Raw genomic sequence first — 15,424 nt, 5'->3', positions numbered from 1 at the left:
GGACGCCGGACGCCGGACGCCGGACGCCGGACGCCGGACGCCGGACGCCGGACGCCGGACGCCGGACGCCGGACGCCGGACGCCGGACGCCGGACGCCGGACGCCGGCCGCCCATCCGACCACCAGAACCGGCCGGATGGCCGCGGCGATGATGCCGAGGGCCCCGCTTTTCGGGTGACCGCACAGCCTGTCGCCGGGGTCGACGGCTCGACGTGCCCGACGATCGCAGTCGGCCGGGGCTTCGCCGCCCGCACTGTCGCCGCCGGGAGGTCCTGGTGCACATCCTGCTCGTGGCCAGCGCGTTCAACAGCCTTACGCAGCGTGTCCATGCCGAACTGCGCGACCACGGGCACACGGTCGCGGTGGAACTCGCCCTGCCCGACTGCCCGTTGCCCGAGTCGGTACGGCGGCACGCGCCGCAGCTCGTCGTCGCCCCCATGCTGAAGACGGCGATCCCCCAGGAGGTGTGGGCCGCCTACCCGTGCTTCATCGTCCATCCGGGGCCGCTCGGGGACCGAGGCCCGTCCTCTCTCGACTGGGCGATCCACGAGGGCGCCGAACACTGGGGTGTGACGGTCCTTCAGGCCGACGAGGAAATGGACGCCGGGGACGTCTGGGCGTGCGTACCGTGTCCGGTCCCGCCGGTTTCCAAGAGTGACCTGTACCGCAACGAGATCGCCGACGCCGCGCTGACGGCCGTCATGCTCGCCGTCGAGCGCTTCGCCTCCGGGACCCACACCCCGCGAGGGCAGATCGCGGCGCCCGCGGGTGACACCCCGGTGCGCATCCGCCCGTACCTCGACCAGAGCGTCCGGCGGATCGACTGGGACGCGGACCGTACAGAGACCGTCCTGCGCAAGCTGCGCGCGGCGGACTCGCAGCCCGGCGTGTTGGACGTGCTGCTCGGCACCGAGTGGTACCTCCACGGCGGTCACCCCGAGGACGGTCTGCGCGGGGCACCGGGAACGCTGCTGGCCACCAGGGCGGGAGCGATCTGCCGGGCCACGAAGGACGGTGCCGTCTGGATTCCCGAGCTGCGGGGCCGGCGCGCGCCCGGACAGCCGCGCACCTTCAAACTCCCCGCCGTGCTCGCCCTCGGCGACCGGCTGCCCGCCCTGCCCGAACTCGCCGCCCCCCTGTCCCCGGACGCACGGCGGCGCACCTGGGCGGACATCCGTTACCGCGAGGACGGCAACGTCGGCTTCCTCTCCTTCTCCTTCCCCGGCGGGGCGATGAACACCACCCAGTGCCGACGTCTGCTGGACGCCTACCGGGAGGCGTGCACACGCCCCACCTCGGTGCTTGTGCTCGGTGGCCAACGGGACTTCTTCTCCAACGGGATCCACCTCAACGTCATCGAGGCGGCCGCGGACCCCGGCGCCGAGTCCTGGGCCAACATCAACGCCATGGACGACCTCGTCGAGGCGATCCTGACGACCACCGACAAACTGGTGGTCTCCGCGGTCGCCGGCAACGCGGCCGCGGGCGGCGTGATGCTCGCCCTGGCGGCCGACGAGGTGTGGTGCCGCACCGGCTGCGTACTGAATCCGCACTACCGCCTCATGGGCCTGTACGGCTCGGAGTACTGGACGCACACGCTGCCTCGCCGCGTGGGAGCCGCGGCGGCCGACCGGCTCATGCGTGAGGCCCTGCCGATGAGCGCCGCGAGCGCCCGCGGCCTCGGACTCGTCGACCGGGTGATCGACTGCGGTCCGGGGTATTTCGCCGCCGAGGTCGGCCGGTTGGCGGCCCGCCTGGCGGCGCTGCCCGGAACGCGGTCACGTATCGCCGCGAAGAAGGCCGAGCTGGAACGCCAGGAGAGCGACGCGCCCCTCGCTTCCTTCCGGGAGCGGGAGCTGGCTCGGATGCGCGAGACGTTCGACGACCCCGCTGCGCCGTATCACGCACTGCGTCGCGCGTTCGTCCGCAAGGAGAGGCCGCCCCTCACGCGGGGGACGGGAGCGGACCGGTCCACCACCCTCGTCACCGGAACGGCCGCCTATGGCGACTCGCCCCGGCCGGATTACTGGTAGCAAGGAAACGATGGTCGAAATAGATGCTTCTGTTCAGGTAGGAGACGGTCCCATGACAGCCGCGACGCGGAGCACGGCAGGCGCACCGGACACCGGTGGTACGCCTGCCGACGAGACGCCCACGATCCATATCCTCTGGATCAACGCCGGGCTGAGCTGCGACGGAGACTCGGTCGCGCTGACAGCCGCGATGCAGCCCAGCATCGAGCAGATCGCGCTCGGAGTGCTGCCGGGTCTGCCGAAGATCGCCGTCCACTGGCCCCTCATCGACTTCGAATGCGGTCCGGTCGGCGGCGCGGACACGTTCATCGAGTGGTTCTTCAAGGGGGAGCGGGGCGAGATCGACCCGTTCGTGCTGGTCGTCGAGGGATCCATCCCCAATGAGTCGATCAAACCCGAGGGTTACTGGTGCGGCTTCGGCGACAACCCGGAGACCGGCCAGCCGATCACGACCAGCGAGTGGATCGACCGGCTCGCGCCCAAGGCCTTGGCCGTCGTCGCCATCGGCACCTGTGCCACGTACGGCGGTATCCACGCCATGGCGGGCAACCCGACCGGCGCGATGGGCGTGCCCGACTACCTCGGCTGGGACTGGAAGTCCCACGCCGGTATCCCCATCGTGTGCGTCCCCGGCTGCCCGATCCAGCCCGACAACTTCTCCGAGACGCTCACCTACCTGCTCTACCAGGCGGCCGGCTCCGCCCCGATGATCCCCCTCGACGACAAGCTGCGTCCGTCATGGCTGTTCGGCGCCACCGTGCACGAGGGCTGCGACCGCGCGGGCTACTACGAACAGGGCGACTTCGCCACGACGTACGACTCACCCAAGTGCCTGGTCAAGCTCGGCTGCTGGGGCCCGGTCGTCAAGTGCAACGTGCCCAAGCGCGGCTGGATGAACGGCATCGGCGGCTGCCCGAACGTCGGCGGCATCTGCATCGCCTGCACCATGCCCGGCTTCCCGGACAAGTTCATGCCGTTCATGGACCAGCCTCCGGGCGCGACGTTGTCCACCAAGGCGAGCGGCGCCTACGGCACGGTGGTCCGCAGACTGCGGTCCCTGACCGCCCACACCGTGGACAAAGAGCCGAAGTGGCGCCACAAGGGAGACAAGGTCACCACCGGATACCGGCCCCCGTGGTGACCCACCGCCGCACCTGAGCCGCGCACCCCAGATCCGTCCCCCAACCCCCCTCGAAGAAGGGCACGACACACACGATGGCACCGAAGACGAAGGCGGCAGGCGACGGTAGCGGCCTGATGGAGATGTCCTGGGACCCGATCACCCGGATCGTGGGCAGCCTGGGGATCCACACGAAGATCGACTTCAAGCAGAAGCGGGTCGCGGAGTGCTACAGCACCTCGTCGGTCTTCCGTGGCTACAGCGTCTTCATGCGGGGCAAGGACCCCCGCGACGCCCACTTCATCACCAGCCGGATCTGCGGTATCTGCGGCGACAACCACGCCACCTGCTCGGTGTACGCGCAGAACATGGCGTACGGAGTGAAGCCGCCGCACCTCGGTGAGTGGATCATCAACCTCGGCGAGTCCGCGGAGTACATGTTCGACCACAACATCTTCCAGGAGAACCTGGTGGGGGTCGACTACTGCGAGAAGATGGTCAAGGAGACCAACCCCGGCGTCCTCGAACTCGCCGAGCGCACCGAGGCGCCGCACGCGGGGGAGCACGGTTACCGCACGATCGCCGACATCATGCGGTCCCTGAACCCCCTCGAGGGCGAGTTCTACCGCGAGGCCCTCCAGGTGAGCCGCTACACCCGGGAGATGTTCTGCCTCATGGAGGGACGCCATGTGCACCCCTCCACGCTCTACCCGGGCGGCGTCGGCACCATCGCCTCCGTACAGCTCTTCACGGACTACCTCAGCCGCCTGATGCGCTACGTGGAGTTCATGAAGCGAGTCGTCCCGCTGCACGACGACCTGTTCGACTTCTTCTACGAGGCGCTGCCCGGGTACGAGGAAGTGGGGCGCCGAAGGGTCCTGCTCGGCTGTTGGGGCGCGCTCAACGACCCGGAGTACTGCGACTTCACCTACGCCAACATGACGGACTGGGGCCGGCGGATGTTCGTCACCCCCGGCATCATCGTCGACGGCAAACTCGTCACCAACGACCTCACCGAGATCAACCTCGGCATCCGTATCCTGCTGGGCAGTTCCTACTACGAGGACTGGCAGGGCCAGGAGCAGTTCGTCACCCACGACCCGCTCGGCAACCCGGTCGACCCGCGCCACCCGTGGAACCAGCACACCATCCCCGCCCCGCAGAAGCGGAACTTCGACGACAAGTACAGCTGGGTCATGTCGCCCCGCTGGTTCGACGGCAAGGACCACCTTGCGCTGGACACCGGCGGCGGACCCATCGCCCGCCTGTGGTCCACCGCCCTGTCCGGGCTCGTCGACACCGGCTATGTCAAGGCCACCGGCAACAGTGTGGTCATCAACCTGCCGCGCACCATGACCAAGCCCGAGACCACCTTCGAGTGGAAGATCCCGCGCTGGAGCAACGCACTGGAACGCAACCGCGCGCGCACCTACTTCCAGGCCTACACCGCCGCCGTCGCACTGCACTTCGCGGAGAAGGGACTGGAGGAGGTCCGCGCCGGACGCACCCAGACCTGGGAGAAGTTCGAGGTGCCCGACGAGAGCATCGGCGTCGGCTTCACCGAGGCGGTCCGCGGCGTCCTCTCCCACCACATGGTGATCCGCGACGGCAAGATCGCCAACTACCACCCGTACCCGCCCACTCCCTGGAACGCCAGCACCCGGGACACCTTCGGCACGCCCGGCCCGTACGAGGACGCCGTGCAGAACACGCCGATCTTCGAGGAGAACACCCCGGAGAACTTCAAGGGCATCGACATCATGCGTACCGTCCGCAGCTTCGACCCCTGCCTGCCCTGCGGCGTCCACATGTACGTCGGCGGCGGCCAGACCGTACAGAAGATGCACGTTCCCACCGGCCTGAGCGGACTGGGCGGATGAGCGCGGGCACGGCGGGCGACGCGACGAAGACGACGGCGGTCGACGCGACGAGGACGGTGGACGCGGTACAGACCGGGCGGAGGATCGAGGACGTGCTCGACCGGCTCGCCGCCACCGGCGATCCGGCCGCCCGCGCGGCGGCCGAGGAACTCGTGCAAGCCCTCATGGACTTCTACGGGGCAGGACTGGCCCGGGTGCTCCACCTGTTGTCCGCGTCCGAGAACCGCACGGCTTCGGGCGGCCCGACGGCGGCGCTGCTCGGCGACGACCTGGTCGCGAGCCTCCTCGTCCTGCACGACCTCCACCCCGAGGACCGGGACACCCGTATCGCCCGCGCGCTCGACAGCGTCCGCGACCACGACCTGGACGTCGTGGACTTCGACGAGACGACCGGTACCCTCCGGCTGCGTACCGCCGGGGGCGGCGGATGCGGCTGCGCGGGCGGCGGTACGGCGGCCCGGCAGGCGGCCGAGGACGCGCTCGCCTGCTTTGCGCCGGAGGTCACCACGGTCGAAATGCAGCCCGCCGCGACTCCGGGGGAGCCTGCGCTTCTCCAGATCGGCGCCGCCCCGGCGTCGGCGACGGCCCGATGAGCGCGCCCCCGGCCTCCAGGCCTGCCCTCCGCGGTCTGCGCAAGTTCCTTGCTCCACGCGCGCCCCAGCCCGAGCGATGCGGGCTGTGCGCGGTGGCGGTGGACGAGGCGCACCACCGCCACCTGGTGGACATCGAGCAACGTGCCCTCGTCTGCGCCTGCGTTTCCTGCGCGATGCTGATGGAGCAGCCGGGCGCCGCCGCGGGCCGCTTCCGCGCGGTTCCGGACCGCTATCTCACCGACCCGGACCACCGCCTCGACGACCATGCCTGGGAGGCTCTGCAGATCCCGGTCGGTGTCGCCTTCTTCTTCCGCAATGCCGCGCTGGACCGGCTGGTGGCTCTCTACCCGAGCCCGGCCGGGGCCACCGAGAGCGAGCTCGAACCGGCGACCTGGACTGCGGTCCTCGGCGACAGCCGCCTCGCCGAACTCCTCGAACCCGACGTGGAGGCGCTGCTGCTGCGCCGCACCGACGGCAACTGCGCCTGCTATCTCGTACCGATCGACATCTGCTACGAACTGGTCGGCCGGATGCGCCTGTTGTGGCAGGGGTTCGACGGCGGGGCCGAGGCCCGCGCCGCCCTGGACGCGTTCTTCGACCACGTCGGTCAACGCGCCCGCCCTGTGGGCGGGGAGGGGCGGCCGTGACCGAGTTCTCCTTCGCCTGCACCGGAGTTCGCGCCGACCGTTACGCCGCCGGACCGACGCTGGTGTTCCGGCTGCGCGTCACCGCGTCCGGCGACGCACCGGTGCATGCCCTCGCGCTGCGCTGCCAGATCCGTATCGAGCCCGCCCGACGCGGCTACGACAGCGCCGAGGCCGAGGGACTGGCGGACCTCTTCGGCGAACGCTCGCGCTGGGGCAGCACCCTGCAGCCCGTGCAGTTCGCGCAGGTCTCCCTCATGGTCCCCGGCTTCACCGGGGAGACCGAGACCGACCTCGTCGTGCCCTGCACCTACGACATGGACATCGCCGCCACCCGGTATTTCGCCGCACTCACCGACGGCGAGGTACCTCTGCTGATGCTGTTCTCCGGCACGGCGTTCACCGGAGCGGGCGGCTTCCGCGTCGAACCCGTCCCCTGGGACCGGGAAGCCACCTTCAGGATGCCGGTCGCGACCTGGCGGGAGATGGTCGAACAGCACTTCCCCGGCTGCGGCTGGATCCGGCTGCCCCGCGCCACCATGGACGCCCTGCTCGCCTTCCGCTCACGACGGGCGCTGCCCTCCTGGGAGGCGACCGTACGGGCCCTGCTCGACGAATCCGGCACCGCAGCCCCGCCCCGACAGGGCGCCGCTCTCACCGGCAGCACCGCCGGCACCGGAAGGACCGCTCCGTGAGCGTGACCGCCTTCGCCCCGGAGACCGAGGCGCGCTTCGCCGTCGCCCGCCAAGTGGCCGACGCCGTCCTCTTCGAGGGCTATGTGCTCTACCCGTACCGCGCCTCCGCCGCCAAGAACCGGCTGCGCTGGCAGTTCGGCGTGCTCGTCCCGCCCGCCTGGGGCGCCGACTGCGAGGAGCACGACTTCCAGCACACCGAATGCCTGATGGAACCCAAAGCGGGCGCCACCCTGGCGGTCGAACTGCGCTTCCTGCGCGCCCGACGGCGGACGGTTCAGCAAGCACGCCCCGACGGAGGCTTCGACCCGGTCCCCGAACTCCGGCTGGGAGACCGGGTCCTGGTCCCCTGGGACGAGGGCACCGAGGAGCGCGTCGAGGCGGTCGTGGCGGTGGACGACCTCCTGGGTGACGGGGTCACCGTCCCCTTCGACCGCCCCGCCGGGGAGGGGACGGAGCCCGTCCTCGACGAGGCCGGCCGGACCGTCGGCCGGCTGGTGCGCCGGTGCGAGGAGATCAGCGGCGTACTCCGGCTGTCGGCGCGCGAACTCGACGGGCCCTACCGGGTCCTGAGACTGACCGCCGTCGTCGAGAACACCAACACCTGGACGCCTCCGGCCGGCCGGGCCGCCGACCGGGACGCGGCGCTCCCGCGTTCCCTGGTGGCCGCGCACATGCTCCTGGGGCTGGGAGCCGGATCGTTCCTGTCGATGACGGATCCCCCGGAGTGGGCGAGGGGCGCGATCGCGACCTGCCGCAACCTGCACACCTGGCCCGTGCTCGCCGGCGAACCCGGCCGCACGGACGTCGTGCTGTCCTCGCCGATCATCCTGGAGGACCACCCGGCCATCGCTCCGGAAAGCCTGGGGGCGCTCTACGACGCCACCGAGATCGACGAGATCCTCGCGCTGCGCACCGCCGCCCTCACCGACGAGGAGAAACGCGAGGCCCGGGGCACCGACGAACGGGCCGCCGCCGTGATCGACCTGGCCGACTCGATGCCCCCCGAGGTCCTGGAACGCCTGCACGGGGCGGTGCGCGGCCTGCGCGAGGTTACGGGAGCGGCGCCCACCGCGGCCGCCGCCGGATTCCCCGACGAGTACGGCGTCGCGCGCCCGGACACCCCGTGGTGGGACCCGGCGAGCGACGCGGGCTTCGACCCGGGACGCGACCGCGTCGTCGTGGACGGCCACTCGCTGGGCGCGGGCAGCCGGGTGCTGCTGCGACCGGGGCTGCGGCAGACCGACGCGCAGGACCTCTTCATCGCGGGTCGCAACGCGAAGGTCGAGGCCGTACTGCACGACGTGGACGGCGGGGTGCACCTCGCGGTGACGGTGGAGGACGATCCGGGCGCCGACATCCGCCGCGAGCAGGGACGCTTCCTGTACTTCCAGCCCGACGAAATCACCCCGCTGGAGGACGGCGCATGAACCCGTCCCCGGAGCGCGACAAGGTCCTCGTCGCGGGCATCGGAAACATCTTCCTCGGCGACGACGGCTTCGGCGTCGAGACCGTGCGGGCACTCGGCGCACGTGATCTGCCCGGCCACGTCGAAGTTGTGGACATCGGCGTACGGGGAGTGCACCTCGCCTACCAACTCCTCGACGGCTACGACACCTTGATCCTGGTGGACGCCACCGCACGCGGCGGAGTTCCCGGCACCCTGTACCTGATCGAGCACGACGGTCCCGGCGGCGACGAGCCACCCGCCGCACCGCTCGACGGCCACCGGATGACCCCCGACACCGTGCTCGCCCTGCTGGGCACGCTCTGCGTCGCGACCGGGGCCAGGCCGCCGCGGCGTACGCGGGTGGTGGGATGCGAACCGGCCACGGTGGAAGAGCGCATCGGTCTCAGCGCCCCGGTGTCCGACGCCGTACCGGAGGCCGTACGGCTCATCGAAGAAATGCTCCGGCCCGACGAACCGGGAGAGCCGGCGCCGCGGGCCCTGGCCGCCGACGCCGCGAAGTGAGGAGAGACAGGATGATGAAGTACCTCATCGGTGGCGCGCTGGTCGCCGCCCTGGCCGCCCTCGTCGTGCAGTCCCTGCCCGACATCAGGCGCTACGTGCGGATGCGCATGATGTGAGTCGACGCCGGCCCGCCCGGCCGACCACGCCGTGCCGATGTGCTGTTGCGGCGAACGGTGTACGCGGCCGGGCGGCGACGGCGTGCCGGTCGGTCGGCCAGTGGTGCCTCACCTCTAATGGACCGCGGCGGGCCGCTCATGTACGCCCTGCCCCGCGGGGCGGTGACCGGCCTCCGCCAGGACGGAGACCGATGCACGAGATGTCCATCGCGCTGGCGGTGATCGGCCAGGTGGAAGAGGCGGCGGAACGGACCGGCGACGTCACCACGGTACGAACGGTGCGACTCCAGGTCGGTGAACTGGCCGGCGTCGTACCCGACGCCCTGTCCTTCTGCTTCGAACTCGCCTGCGCCGGGACCGTGCTGGAAGGCGCCGAACTGGTCACCGACACGGTACCGGGGAGGGCCCGCTGTGGACCGTGCGCGCACGAATGGGCCGTCGGCATGCCGCCCCTGCTGAGCTGCCCCCGGTGCGACGGAGCGAGCACCGAACTGCTGTCGGGCCGTGAACTGCAGATCGTCAGCGTGCGCTGGGAGGACGGCCGGACGCACGCGCCCACCCGCCAACCGATCCCCGAGGAGCGCTGAAACCATGTGCCGTGTGGTCGACCTGCAACAGGCCGTACTCGCCAAGAACGACGCGACCGCGCACACCCTGCGCGCCGCACTGGCCGCCCGCGGCATCACGGTCGTCAACCTGCTGTCCAGCCCGGGCAGCGGCAAGACCGCCCTCCTGGAACGCGAACTGATGCTGGCGCGACAGCGGTCCGTGCCGGTCGCGGCGCTGACCGCCGACCTCGCCACCGAGAACGACGCGGCGCGACTGGCCCGCTCGGGCGTCCCGGTCAAGCAGGTGCTCACCGACGGGCTGTGCCATCTGGAGGCCGGGATGCTCGGCCGCCACCTGGAGGGCTGGCCGCCCGGCGACACCCGGCTGCTCTTCGTGGAGAATGTCGGCAACCTCGTCTGCCCGGCTTCCTACGACCTCGGGGAGACCCTGCGCGTCGCGCTCGCCTCCGTGACGGAGGGCGAGGACAAGCCGCTGAAGTACCCCACCGCCTTCGGCCTGGCCCACCTTGTGGTGGTCACCAAGACCGACCTCGCCGAGGCCGCCGAATTCGACGAGGCCGCGTTCCGGGCCAACGTCCAGCAGGTGAATCCCGGAGTGGACGTGCTGCTGACGTCGGCCCGCCGGGGCAGGGGAGTCGGCACCCTGCTCGACCGGGCGCTGGCAGCCGCCGAAGACGCTCCTTTGCACACGCCCGTCATGGCCCGTCGGCCGGAGGACTCCGCACACGTCCATGCCGGGCATACCCACCACCACGACCACGCGGACGGCACCCCCACCATGGCGCAGACGCGCTCGTGAGCGGCCCGACGCACGCGACCGCCGTCGCCGACGAGACACCGCGGCGCCGTCGCGTCACCGTACGGGGCGTGGTGCAGGGCGTCGGCTTCCGGCCCTACGTCTACACCCTCGCCACCGCCCTCGACCTCCGCGGACATGTGACCAACACCCCGGAGGGCGTCATCGCGGAGGTCGAAGGGGCTCCCGCGGCCGTGGCCCGGTTCTGCGACCGGATCGCCGTACACGCGCCGCCGCTGGCACGCGTGGAGTCCGTCCACCACCAGGAGCTGCCCGCCACGGGCGACGCCGCGTTCACCATCCTCGCCTCGCGCACGGACGGACCGGCGCGCACCCTGATTCCGCCGGACACCGCCACCTGCGCCGCGTGCCTGCGCGAACTGGCCGACCCTGGTGACCGGCGCCACCGGCACCCCTTCATCAACTGCACGCACTGCGGCCCGCGCTTCACGATCGTCACCGGCCTGCCCTACGACCGGGCACACACCACCATGGCCGACTTCCCGATGTGCCCCGACTGCGCCCGGGAGTACGCCGATCCGGCCGACCGCCGCTTCCATGCGCAACCGGTGGCCTGCCCGGCCTGCGGCCCACGGCTGCGCCTGCTCACCCCCCGACCGGGCACGGACGGGCCGCCGGTGCCCGTCGCGGAGGGGGATCCGATCGCCGTGGCGCGCAGCCTGCTGGCGGGCGGCACGATCCTCGCGGTGAAGGGACTGGGCGGCTACCACCTCGCCTGCGACGCCACCGACCCCGACGCCGTCGCCCTGCTGCGCCGCCGCAAGGCCCGGGGGGACAAACCGTTCGCCGTCATGGCCAGGAGCCTCGACGACATCGAGCACCTCGTGCGGATCGGTCCCGAGGAGCGGAGCCTGCTCACCGGCGCCACCCGGCCCATCGTGCTGCTGCGCCGACGTCCGGACGGCTCGCCCGCGGCGATGACCCCACAGCCTGCCGCGGCCGTCGCACCCGGTAGCCCCGACCTCGGCATCATGCTGCCGTACACCCCCCTGCACCACCTGCTGCTGGGCCTGCCCGGCGACGCCGAGGGCCCTCGGCTGCTCGTCATGACCAGCGGCAATGTCGCCGGTGAGCCGATCGTCACGGACGACGGGGAGGCGCTGCTGCGGCTGGCCCACCTGGCCGACGCCTGGCTGACGCACGACCGGCCGATCCATGTGCCGTGCGACGACTCCGTGGTCCGCGTGTGCGACGGGGAGCCATTGATGATGCGCCGCGCCCGTGGCTACGCGCCGCTGCCGCTGGCCCTGCCGGTGCCCGTGCGGCCGGCCCTCGCGGTCGGCGGAGACCTCAAGAACGCGTTCTGCCTCGGTGAGGGGCGCCGGGCCTGGCTGTCCGCCCACATCGGCGACATGGACGACCTCGCCACCCAGACGGCCTTCGCACGCGCCGTGACACAACTGGAGTCGATCACCCCGGTACGGCCGCGACTGCTGGCGGCCGACCGTCATCCCGCCTACCGTTCCGCCGGGTGGGCCGCCCGGAACGCGGCGGGCAGGACTCTCGTACGCGTCCAGCACCATCACGCCCATGTCGCCGCCGCGATGGCCGAACAAGGGCTGGACGGCCGCCACCCGGTGATCGGTGTCGCCTTCGACGGTACGGGGTACGGGGACGACGCAGCGGTGTGGGGCGGCGAGATCCTGCTCGCGGACTACACGGGCTTCACCCGGTTCGGGCACCTCGCGTACGTTCCGCTGCCCGGAGGAGACGCCGCGGTACAGCGGCCGTACCGGATGGCGCTCGCGCATCTGCGGGCTGCCGGCCTCGGTCGGCCGGAGGGGCTGCCCTGCGTGGCCGCCTGCCCGGACGACGAACTCCTGGTGCTGGAAAGGCAGTTGGACCGAAATCTGAACTGCTCGCCCACCTCCAGCATGGGCCGGCTCTTTGACGCCGTGTCGTCCCTCGCCGGTGTGTGCCACCGGGCCGGGTACGAGGCGCAGGCCGCCGTCGAACTGGAGGCCATCGCGCTGCGGGCGCCCGCCGGGGACACCGGCGCGTACACCTTCGCCGTGCGGGAGCCGGAGCCGGGACCGGGACCGGACGCGGAGCGGGCGGTCGGCGCCCCCGTCGTCGCGGATCCCGCCCCCGTCCTGGCGGCGATCGTCGAGGACCTGCGAGCGGGCACGGAACCGGCCCTGGTCGCGGTCCGATTCCACCGGGCCGTCACCGGCCTCGTCCACCGCATGTGTGTGCTGGCACGTGAGCGACACGGACTCGACACGGTCGCCCTGACCGGCGGCGTGTTCGCCAACGCCCTGCTCTCCTCGGCCTGCGCCGCGGCCCTGCGCGAGGACGGTTTTACGGTCTTGCGCCACCACCTGGTGCCGCCGGGGGACGGCGGCCTGGCGCTCGGTCAGCTCATGGTGGCCGCCCACACCGAGGACCGTACCGGAGCGACCGACTGACGAACCGTCCCGGCGGCGCCGGGCGACGCACCACCCACAGCGAGGAGAGGCTCCATGTGTCTGGCGGTACCCGGCAGAGTGCTGGACATCGAGGAACGTGACGGCACCCGGATGGCCACGGTCGACTTCGGCGGCGTGGTCAAGGAGGTGTGCCTGGAGTACCTGCCCGACCTCCAGGTCGGCGAGTACGCCATCGTCCATGTCGGGTTCGCGCTGCAACGCCTCGACGAGGAGTCGGCGAAGCAGACGCTCGACCTGTTCGCGACCCTCGGCCTGCTGCAGGAGGAGTTCGGCGACCCCTGGGAGATGGCCGCGGAGCCGGGCGGAACCGTCCCGTCCGTGGGCGAGAACCTCATCGAGGAGACGCGTAAGTGAAGTACATCGACGAGTTCCAGGACCCGGAGCTGGCACGCCGGCTCCTGGACGACATCCACTCCACGGTGACCAGGCCGTGGGCGCTGATGGAGGTGTGCGGGGGCCAGACGCACACCATCATCCGGCACGGCATCGACCAACTGCTGCCGGAGCAGGTCGAATTGATCCACGGACCCGGCTGCCCGGTGTGCGTCACCCCGCTCGAAGTCATCGACAAGGCGCTGGAGATCGCCTCCCGCCCGGAGGTGATCTTCTGCTCCTTCGGCGACATGCTCCGCGTTCCGGGTACCGGGCGAGACCTGTTCCAGGTGCGGGGAGAAGGCGGCGACGTACGAGTCGTCTACTCGCCGCTCGACGCGCTGAAGGTCGCCCGGCAGAACCCGGACCGGGAGGTGGTGTTCTTCGGTATCGGCTTCGAAACGACCGCACCCCCCAACGCGATGACGGTCCACCAGGCCCGCAAGCTCGGCATCCCCAACTTCAGCCTGCTGGTGTCCCATGTGCGGGTACCGCCCGCCATCGAGGCGATCATGCAGTCACCGAGCTGTCGCGTGCAGGGCTTCCTGGCGGCCGGGCATGTGTGCAGCGTGATGGGCGTGGACGAGTACCCGGAGCTGGCCGAACGCTTCCGCGTTCCGATCGTCGTGACCGGATTCGAGCCCCTGGACATCCTCGAAGGCGTACGCCGGACCGTCCGGCAACTGGAACGCGGCGAACACACCGTCGACAACGCCTACCCGCGCGCCGTCCGTCCGGAGGGGAACGCGGCCGCCAAGGCGATGCTGGAGGACGTCTTCGAAGTCACCGACCGCGCCTGGCGCGGCATCGGCGTGATTCCGCAGAGCGGCTGGCGACTGTCCGCGAAGTACCGCGAGTACGACGCCGAGTACCGTTTCTCGGTCGACGGCATCCAGACCCGGGAACCGGCCGCATGCCGCAGCGGAGAGGTTCTGCAGGGCCTGCTCAAGCCGCACGAGTGTGAGGCGTTCGGCACGCTCTGCACACCCCGCACCCCGCTCGGAGCCACCATGGTCTCCAGCGAGGGCGCCTGCGCCGCGTACTACCTCTACCGGCGCCTGGACCTCACCCCCGTCGCCCGGGAGGCGAGCCCCGTTGTCTGAGACCACTTCCCTGCGTACTCCCGCGGTGGACGCGGCGGCCTGGACCTGCCCGGCTCCGCTGCGCGACCAGTCCCGTGTCGTGATGGGTCACGGCGGGGGCGGGGCGCTCTCCGCCGAACTGGTCCAGCACATCTTCGCGCCCGCCTTCGGAGGAGCCGTCCTCGCCCAGCTGGGCGACGCCGCCGCACTCACGCTCGGCGGTGTCCGGCTGGCCTTCTCCACCGACTCCTTCGTGGTGCGGCCGCTGTTCTTCCCCGGCGGCAGCATCGGCGATCTCGCCGTCAACGGCACCGTCAACGACCTCGCCATGAGCGGCGCCCGTGCCGCCTACCTCTCCTGCGGCTTCATCCTGGAGGAGGGCGTCGAGATGGAGACCGTCGCCCGCGTGGCCGAAGCGCTCGGGGCGGCCGCGCGGACGGCGGGCGTCGAGGTGGCGACCGGCGACACCAAGGTGGTGGAGGCCGGTCACGGCGACGGGATCTTCATCAACACCGCCGGAATCGGGCTCATCCCGGCGGGTGTCGACCTGCGTCCGCAGCGGGTCGTGCCCGGCGATGTCGTGATCGTCAGCGGCGCCATCGGCGTGCACGGTGTGGCGATCATGAGCGTCCGCGAGGGCCTGGAGTTCGGTGTGGAGATCGAGAGTGACTGCGCGGCGCTCGGTGGCCTGGTCGACTCCATGCTCGCCGTCACCGCTGACCTGCATGTGCTGCGCGATCCCACGCGCGGCGGGCTCGCGGCGGCGCTCAACGAGATCGCGGCCGCCTCGGGCACCGGCGTCGTCATCCGGGAGCGCGAGGTGCCGGTCCCCCCGGCCGTCGCCAACGCCTGCGCGATCCTGGGCCTGGATCCGTTGTACGTCGCCAACGAGGGCAAGTTGGTGGCATTCATCCCGCGCGAGCACGCCGACGCCGTACTCGACGCGATGCGGGCACACCCACTGGGCACCGACTCCAGGATCATCGGCGAGGCCGTGGAGGCCCACCCCGGCATGGTCGTGGCCCGCACCGGGCTGGGCGGCTCCCGGGTGGTCGATCTGCCGATCGGGGAGCAGCTGCCGAGGATCTGCTGACGGCGTGCCCGG

Annotated in this window: 15 protein-coding genes; all 15 read left to right on the top strand. The window is 71.3% G+C overall.

Annotated features, from left to right (window positions below; all coding sequences use genetic code 11):
- Positions 1 to 275: 275 nt before the first annotated feature.
- Positions 276 to 2,033 (top strand): hydrogenase maturation protein, encoded by a 1,758-nt coding sequence (locus ACX28W_RS03780; RefSeq protein ID WP_458997311.1) that lies wholly within the window; start codon positions 276 to 278, stop codon positions 2,031 to 2,033.
- Positions 2,034 to 2,085: 52 nt separating this feature from the next.
- Positions 2,086 to 3,174, top strand: a complete 1,089-nt coding sequence (locus ACX28W_RS03775; RefSeq protein WP_458997310.1) for an NADH-quinone oxidoreductase subunit B family protein — start codon at positions 2,086 to 2,088, stop codon at positions 3,172 to 3,174.
- Positions 3,175 to 3,248: 74 nt separating this feature from the next.
- The gene (locus ACX28W_RS03770; protein WP_458997309.1) at positions 3,249 to 5,033 is read left to right on the top strand and encodes a nickel-dependent hydrogenase large subunit; all 1,785 of its coding nucleotides are present in this window, start codon (positions 3,249 to 3,251) and stop codon (positions 5,031 to 5,033) included.
- Positions 5,030 to 5,626, top strand: coding sequence for a hypothetical protein (locus ACX28W_RS03765; protein ID WP_458997308.1), 597 nt, complete (start codon positions 5,030 to 5,032; stop codon positions 5,624 to 5,626). The genes ACX28W_RS03770 and ACX28W_RS03765 overlap by 4 nt, the downstream gene beginning before the upstream one ends.
- A complete protein-coding gene (locus ACX28W_RS03760; RefSeq protein ID WP_458997307.1) occupies positions 5,623 to 6,273 on the top strand; it encodes a DUF5947 family protein in 651 nt (216 codons plus the stop codon). The genes ACX28W_RS03765 and ACX28W_RS03760 overlap by 4 nt, the downstream gene beginning before the upstream one ends.
- Complete coding sequence (locus tag ACX28W_RS03755; RefSeq protein ID WP_458997306.1) at positions 6,270 to 6,965, top strand: DUF6084 family protein; 696 nt, start codon at positions 6,270 to 6,272, stop codon at positions 6,963 to 6,965. Before ACX28W_RS03760 ends, ACX28W_RS03755 begins: the two co-directional genes overlap by 4 nt.
- The gene (locus ACX28W_RS03750; RefSeq protein ID WP_458997305.1) at positions 6,962 to 8,392 is read left to right on the top strand and encodes a hypothetical protein; all 1,431 of its coding nucleotides are present in this window, start codon (positions 6,962 to 6,964) and stop codon (positions 8,390 to 8,392) included. The genes ACX28W_RS03755 and ACX28W_RS03750 overlap by 4 nt, the downstream gene beginning before the upstream one ends.
- Positions 8,389 to 8,934 (top strand): hydrogenase maturation protease, encoded by a 546-nt coding sequence (locus ACX28W_RS03745; RefSeq protein WP_458997304.1) that lies wholly within the window; start codon positions 8,389 to 8,391, stop codon positions 8,932 to 8,934. Before ACX28W_RS03750 ends, ACX28W_RS03745 begins: the two co-directional genes overlap by 4 nt.
- A gap of 11 nt (positions 8,935 to 8,945) precedes the next feature.
- Positions 8,946 to 9,050, top strand: coding sequence for a DUF6893 family small protein (locus ACX28W_RS03740; protein ID WP_458997303.1), 105 nt, complete (start codon positions 8,946 to 8,948; stop codon positions 9,048 to 9,050).
- A gap of 191 nt (positions 9,051 to 9,241) precedes the next feature.
- Positions 9,242 to 9,637, top strand: coding sequence for a hydrogenase maturation nickel metallochaperone HypA (gene hypA, locus ACX28W_RS03735; protein WP_458997302.1), 396 nt, complete (start codon positions 9,242 to 9,244; stop codon positions 9,635 to 9,637).
- A 4-nt stretch (positions 9,638 to 9,641) separates the two neighbouring features.
- Positions 9,642 to 10,418 (top strand): hydrogenase nickel incorporation protein HypB, encoded by a 777-nt coding sequence (gene hypB, locus ACX28W_RS03730; protein WP_458997301.1) that lies wholly within the window; start codon positions 9,642 to 9,644, stop codon positions 10,416 to 10,418.
- Positions 10,415 to 12,844: a carbamoyltransferase HypF gene (hypF, locus tag ACX28W_RS03725; RefSeq protein ID WP_458997300.1), complete on the top strand. Its 2,430-nt coding sequence runs from the start codon at positions 10,415 to 10,417 to the stop codon at positions 12,842 to 12,844. Before hypB ends, hypF begins: the two co-directional genes overlap by 4 nt.
- 54 nt (positions 12,845 to 12,898) lie before the next feature.
- Positions 12,899 to 13,219 carry a HypC/HybG/HupF family hydrogenase formation chaperone gene (locus ACX28W_RS03720; RefSeq protein ID WP_458997299.1) on the top strand — a complete coding sequence of 107 codons (321 nt, stop codon included), beginning with the start codon at positions 12,899 to 12,901 and terminating at the stop codon, positions 13,217 to 13,219.
- Positions 13,216 to 14,340, top strand: coding sequence for a hydrogenase formation protein HypD (hypD, locus tag ACX28W_RS03715; RefSeq protein ID WP_458997298.1), 1,125 nt, complete (start codon positions 13,216 to 13,218; stop codon positions 14,338 to 14,340). The genes ACX28W_RS03720 and hypD overlap by 4 nt, the downstream gene beginning before the upstream one ends.
- Positions 14,333 to 15,412 carry a hydrogenase expression/formation protein HypE gene (gene hypE, locus ACX28W_RS03710; protein ID WP_458997297.1) on the top strand — a complete coding sequence of 360 codons (1,080 nt, stop codon included), beginning with the start codon at positions 14,333 to 14,335 and terminating at the stop codon, positions 15,410 to 15,412. The genes hypD and hypE overlap by 8 nt, the downstream gene beginning before the upstream one ends.
- Positions 15,413 to 15,424 lie beyond the last annotated feature (12 nt).

The organism is Streptomyces sp. SD15 (genome assembly GCF_054462255.1).
The sequence above is the reverse complement of the archived record's forward strand: the minus strand, read 5'-3'. Positions and strand labels throughout refer to the sequence as shown.

What these genes read in the sequence shown, in the direction of transcription:
- ACX28W_RS03740 (WP_458997303.1), top strand. Translation starts at nt 8,946, where the DNA reads ATGATGAAGTACCTCATCGGTGGCGCGCTGGTCGCCGCCCTGGCCGCC.
- hypB (WP_458997301.1), top strand. Translation starts at nt 9,642, where the DNA reads ATGTGCCGTGTGGTCGACCTGCAACAGGCCGTACTCGCCAAGAACGAC.
- ACX28W_RS03770 (WP_458997309.1), top strand. Translation starts at nt 3,249, where the DNA reads ATGGCACCGAAGACGAAGGCGGCAGGCGACGGTAGCGGCCTGATGGAG.
- ACX28W_RS03775 (WP_458997310.1), top strand. Translation starts at nt 2,086, where the DNA reads ATGACAGCCGCGACGCGGAGCACGGCAGGCGCACCGGACACCGGTGGT.
- ACX28W_RS03765 (WP_458997308.1), top strand. Translation starts at nt 5,030, where the DNA reads ATGAGCGCGGGCACGGCGGGCGACGCGACGAAGACGACGGCGGTCGAC.
- ACX28W_RS03760 (WP_458997307.1), top strand. Translation starts at nt 5,623, where the DNA reads ATGAGCGCGCCCCCGGCCTCCAGGCCTGCCCTCCGCGGTCTGCGCAAG.
- ACX28W_RS03720 (WP_458997299.1), top strand. Translation starts at nt 12,899, where the DNA reads ATGTGTCTGGCGGTACCCGGCAGAGTGCTGGACATCGAGGAACGTGAC.
- ACX28W_RS03745 (WP_458997304.1), top strand. Translation starts at nt 8,389, where the DNA reads ATGAACCCGTCCCCGGAGCGCGACAAGGTCCTCGTCGCGGGCATCGGA.
- hypA (WP_458997302.1), top strand. Translation starts at nt 9,242, where the DNA reads ATGCACGAGATGTCCATCGCGCTGGCGGTGATCGGCCAGGTGGAAGAG.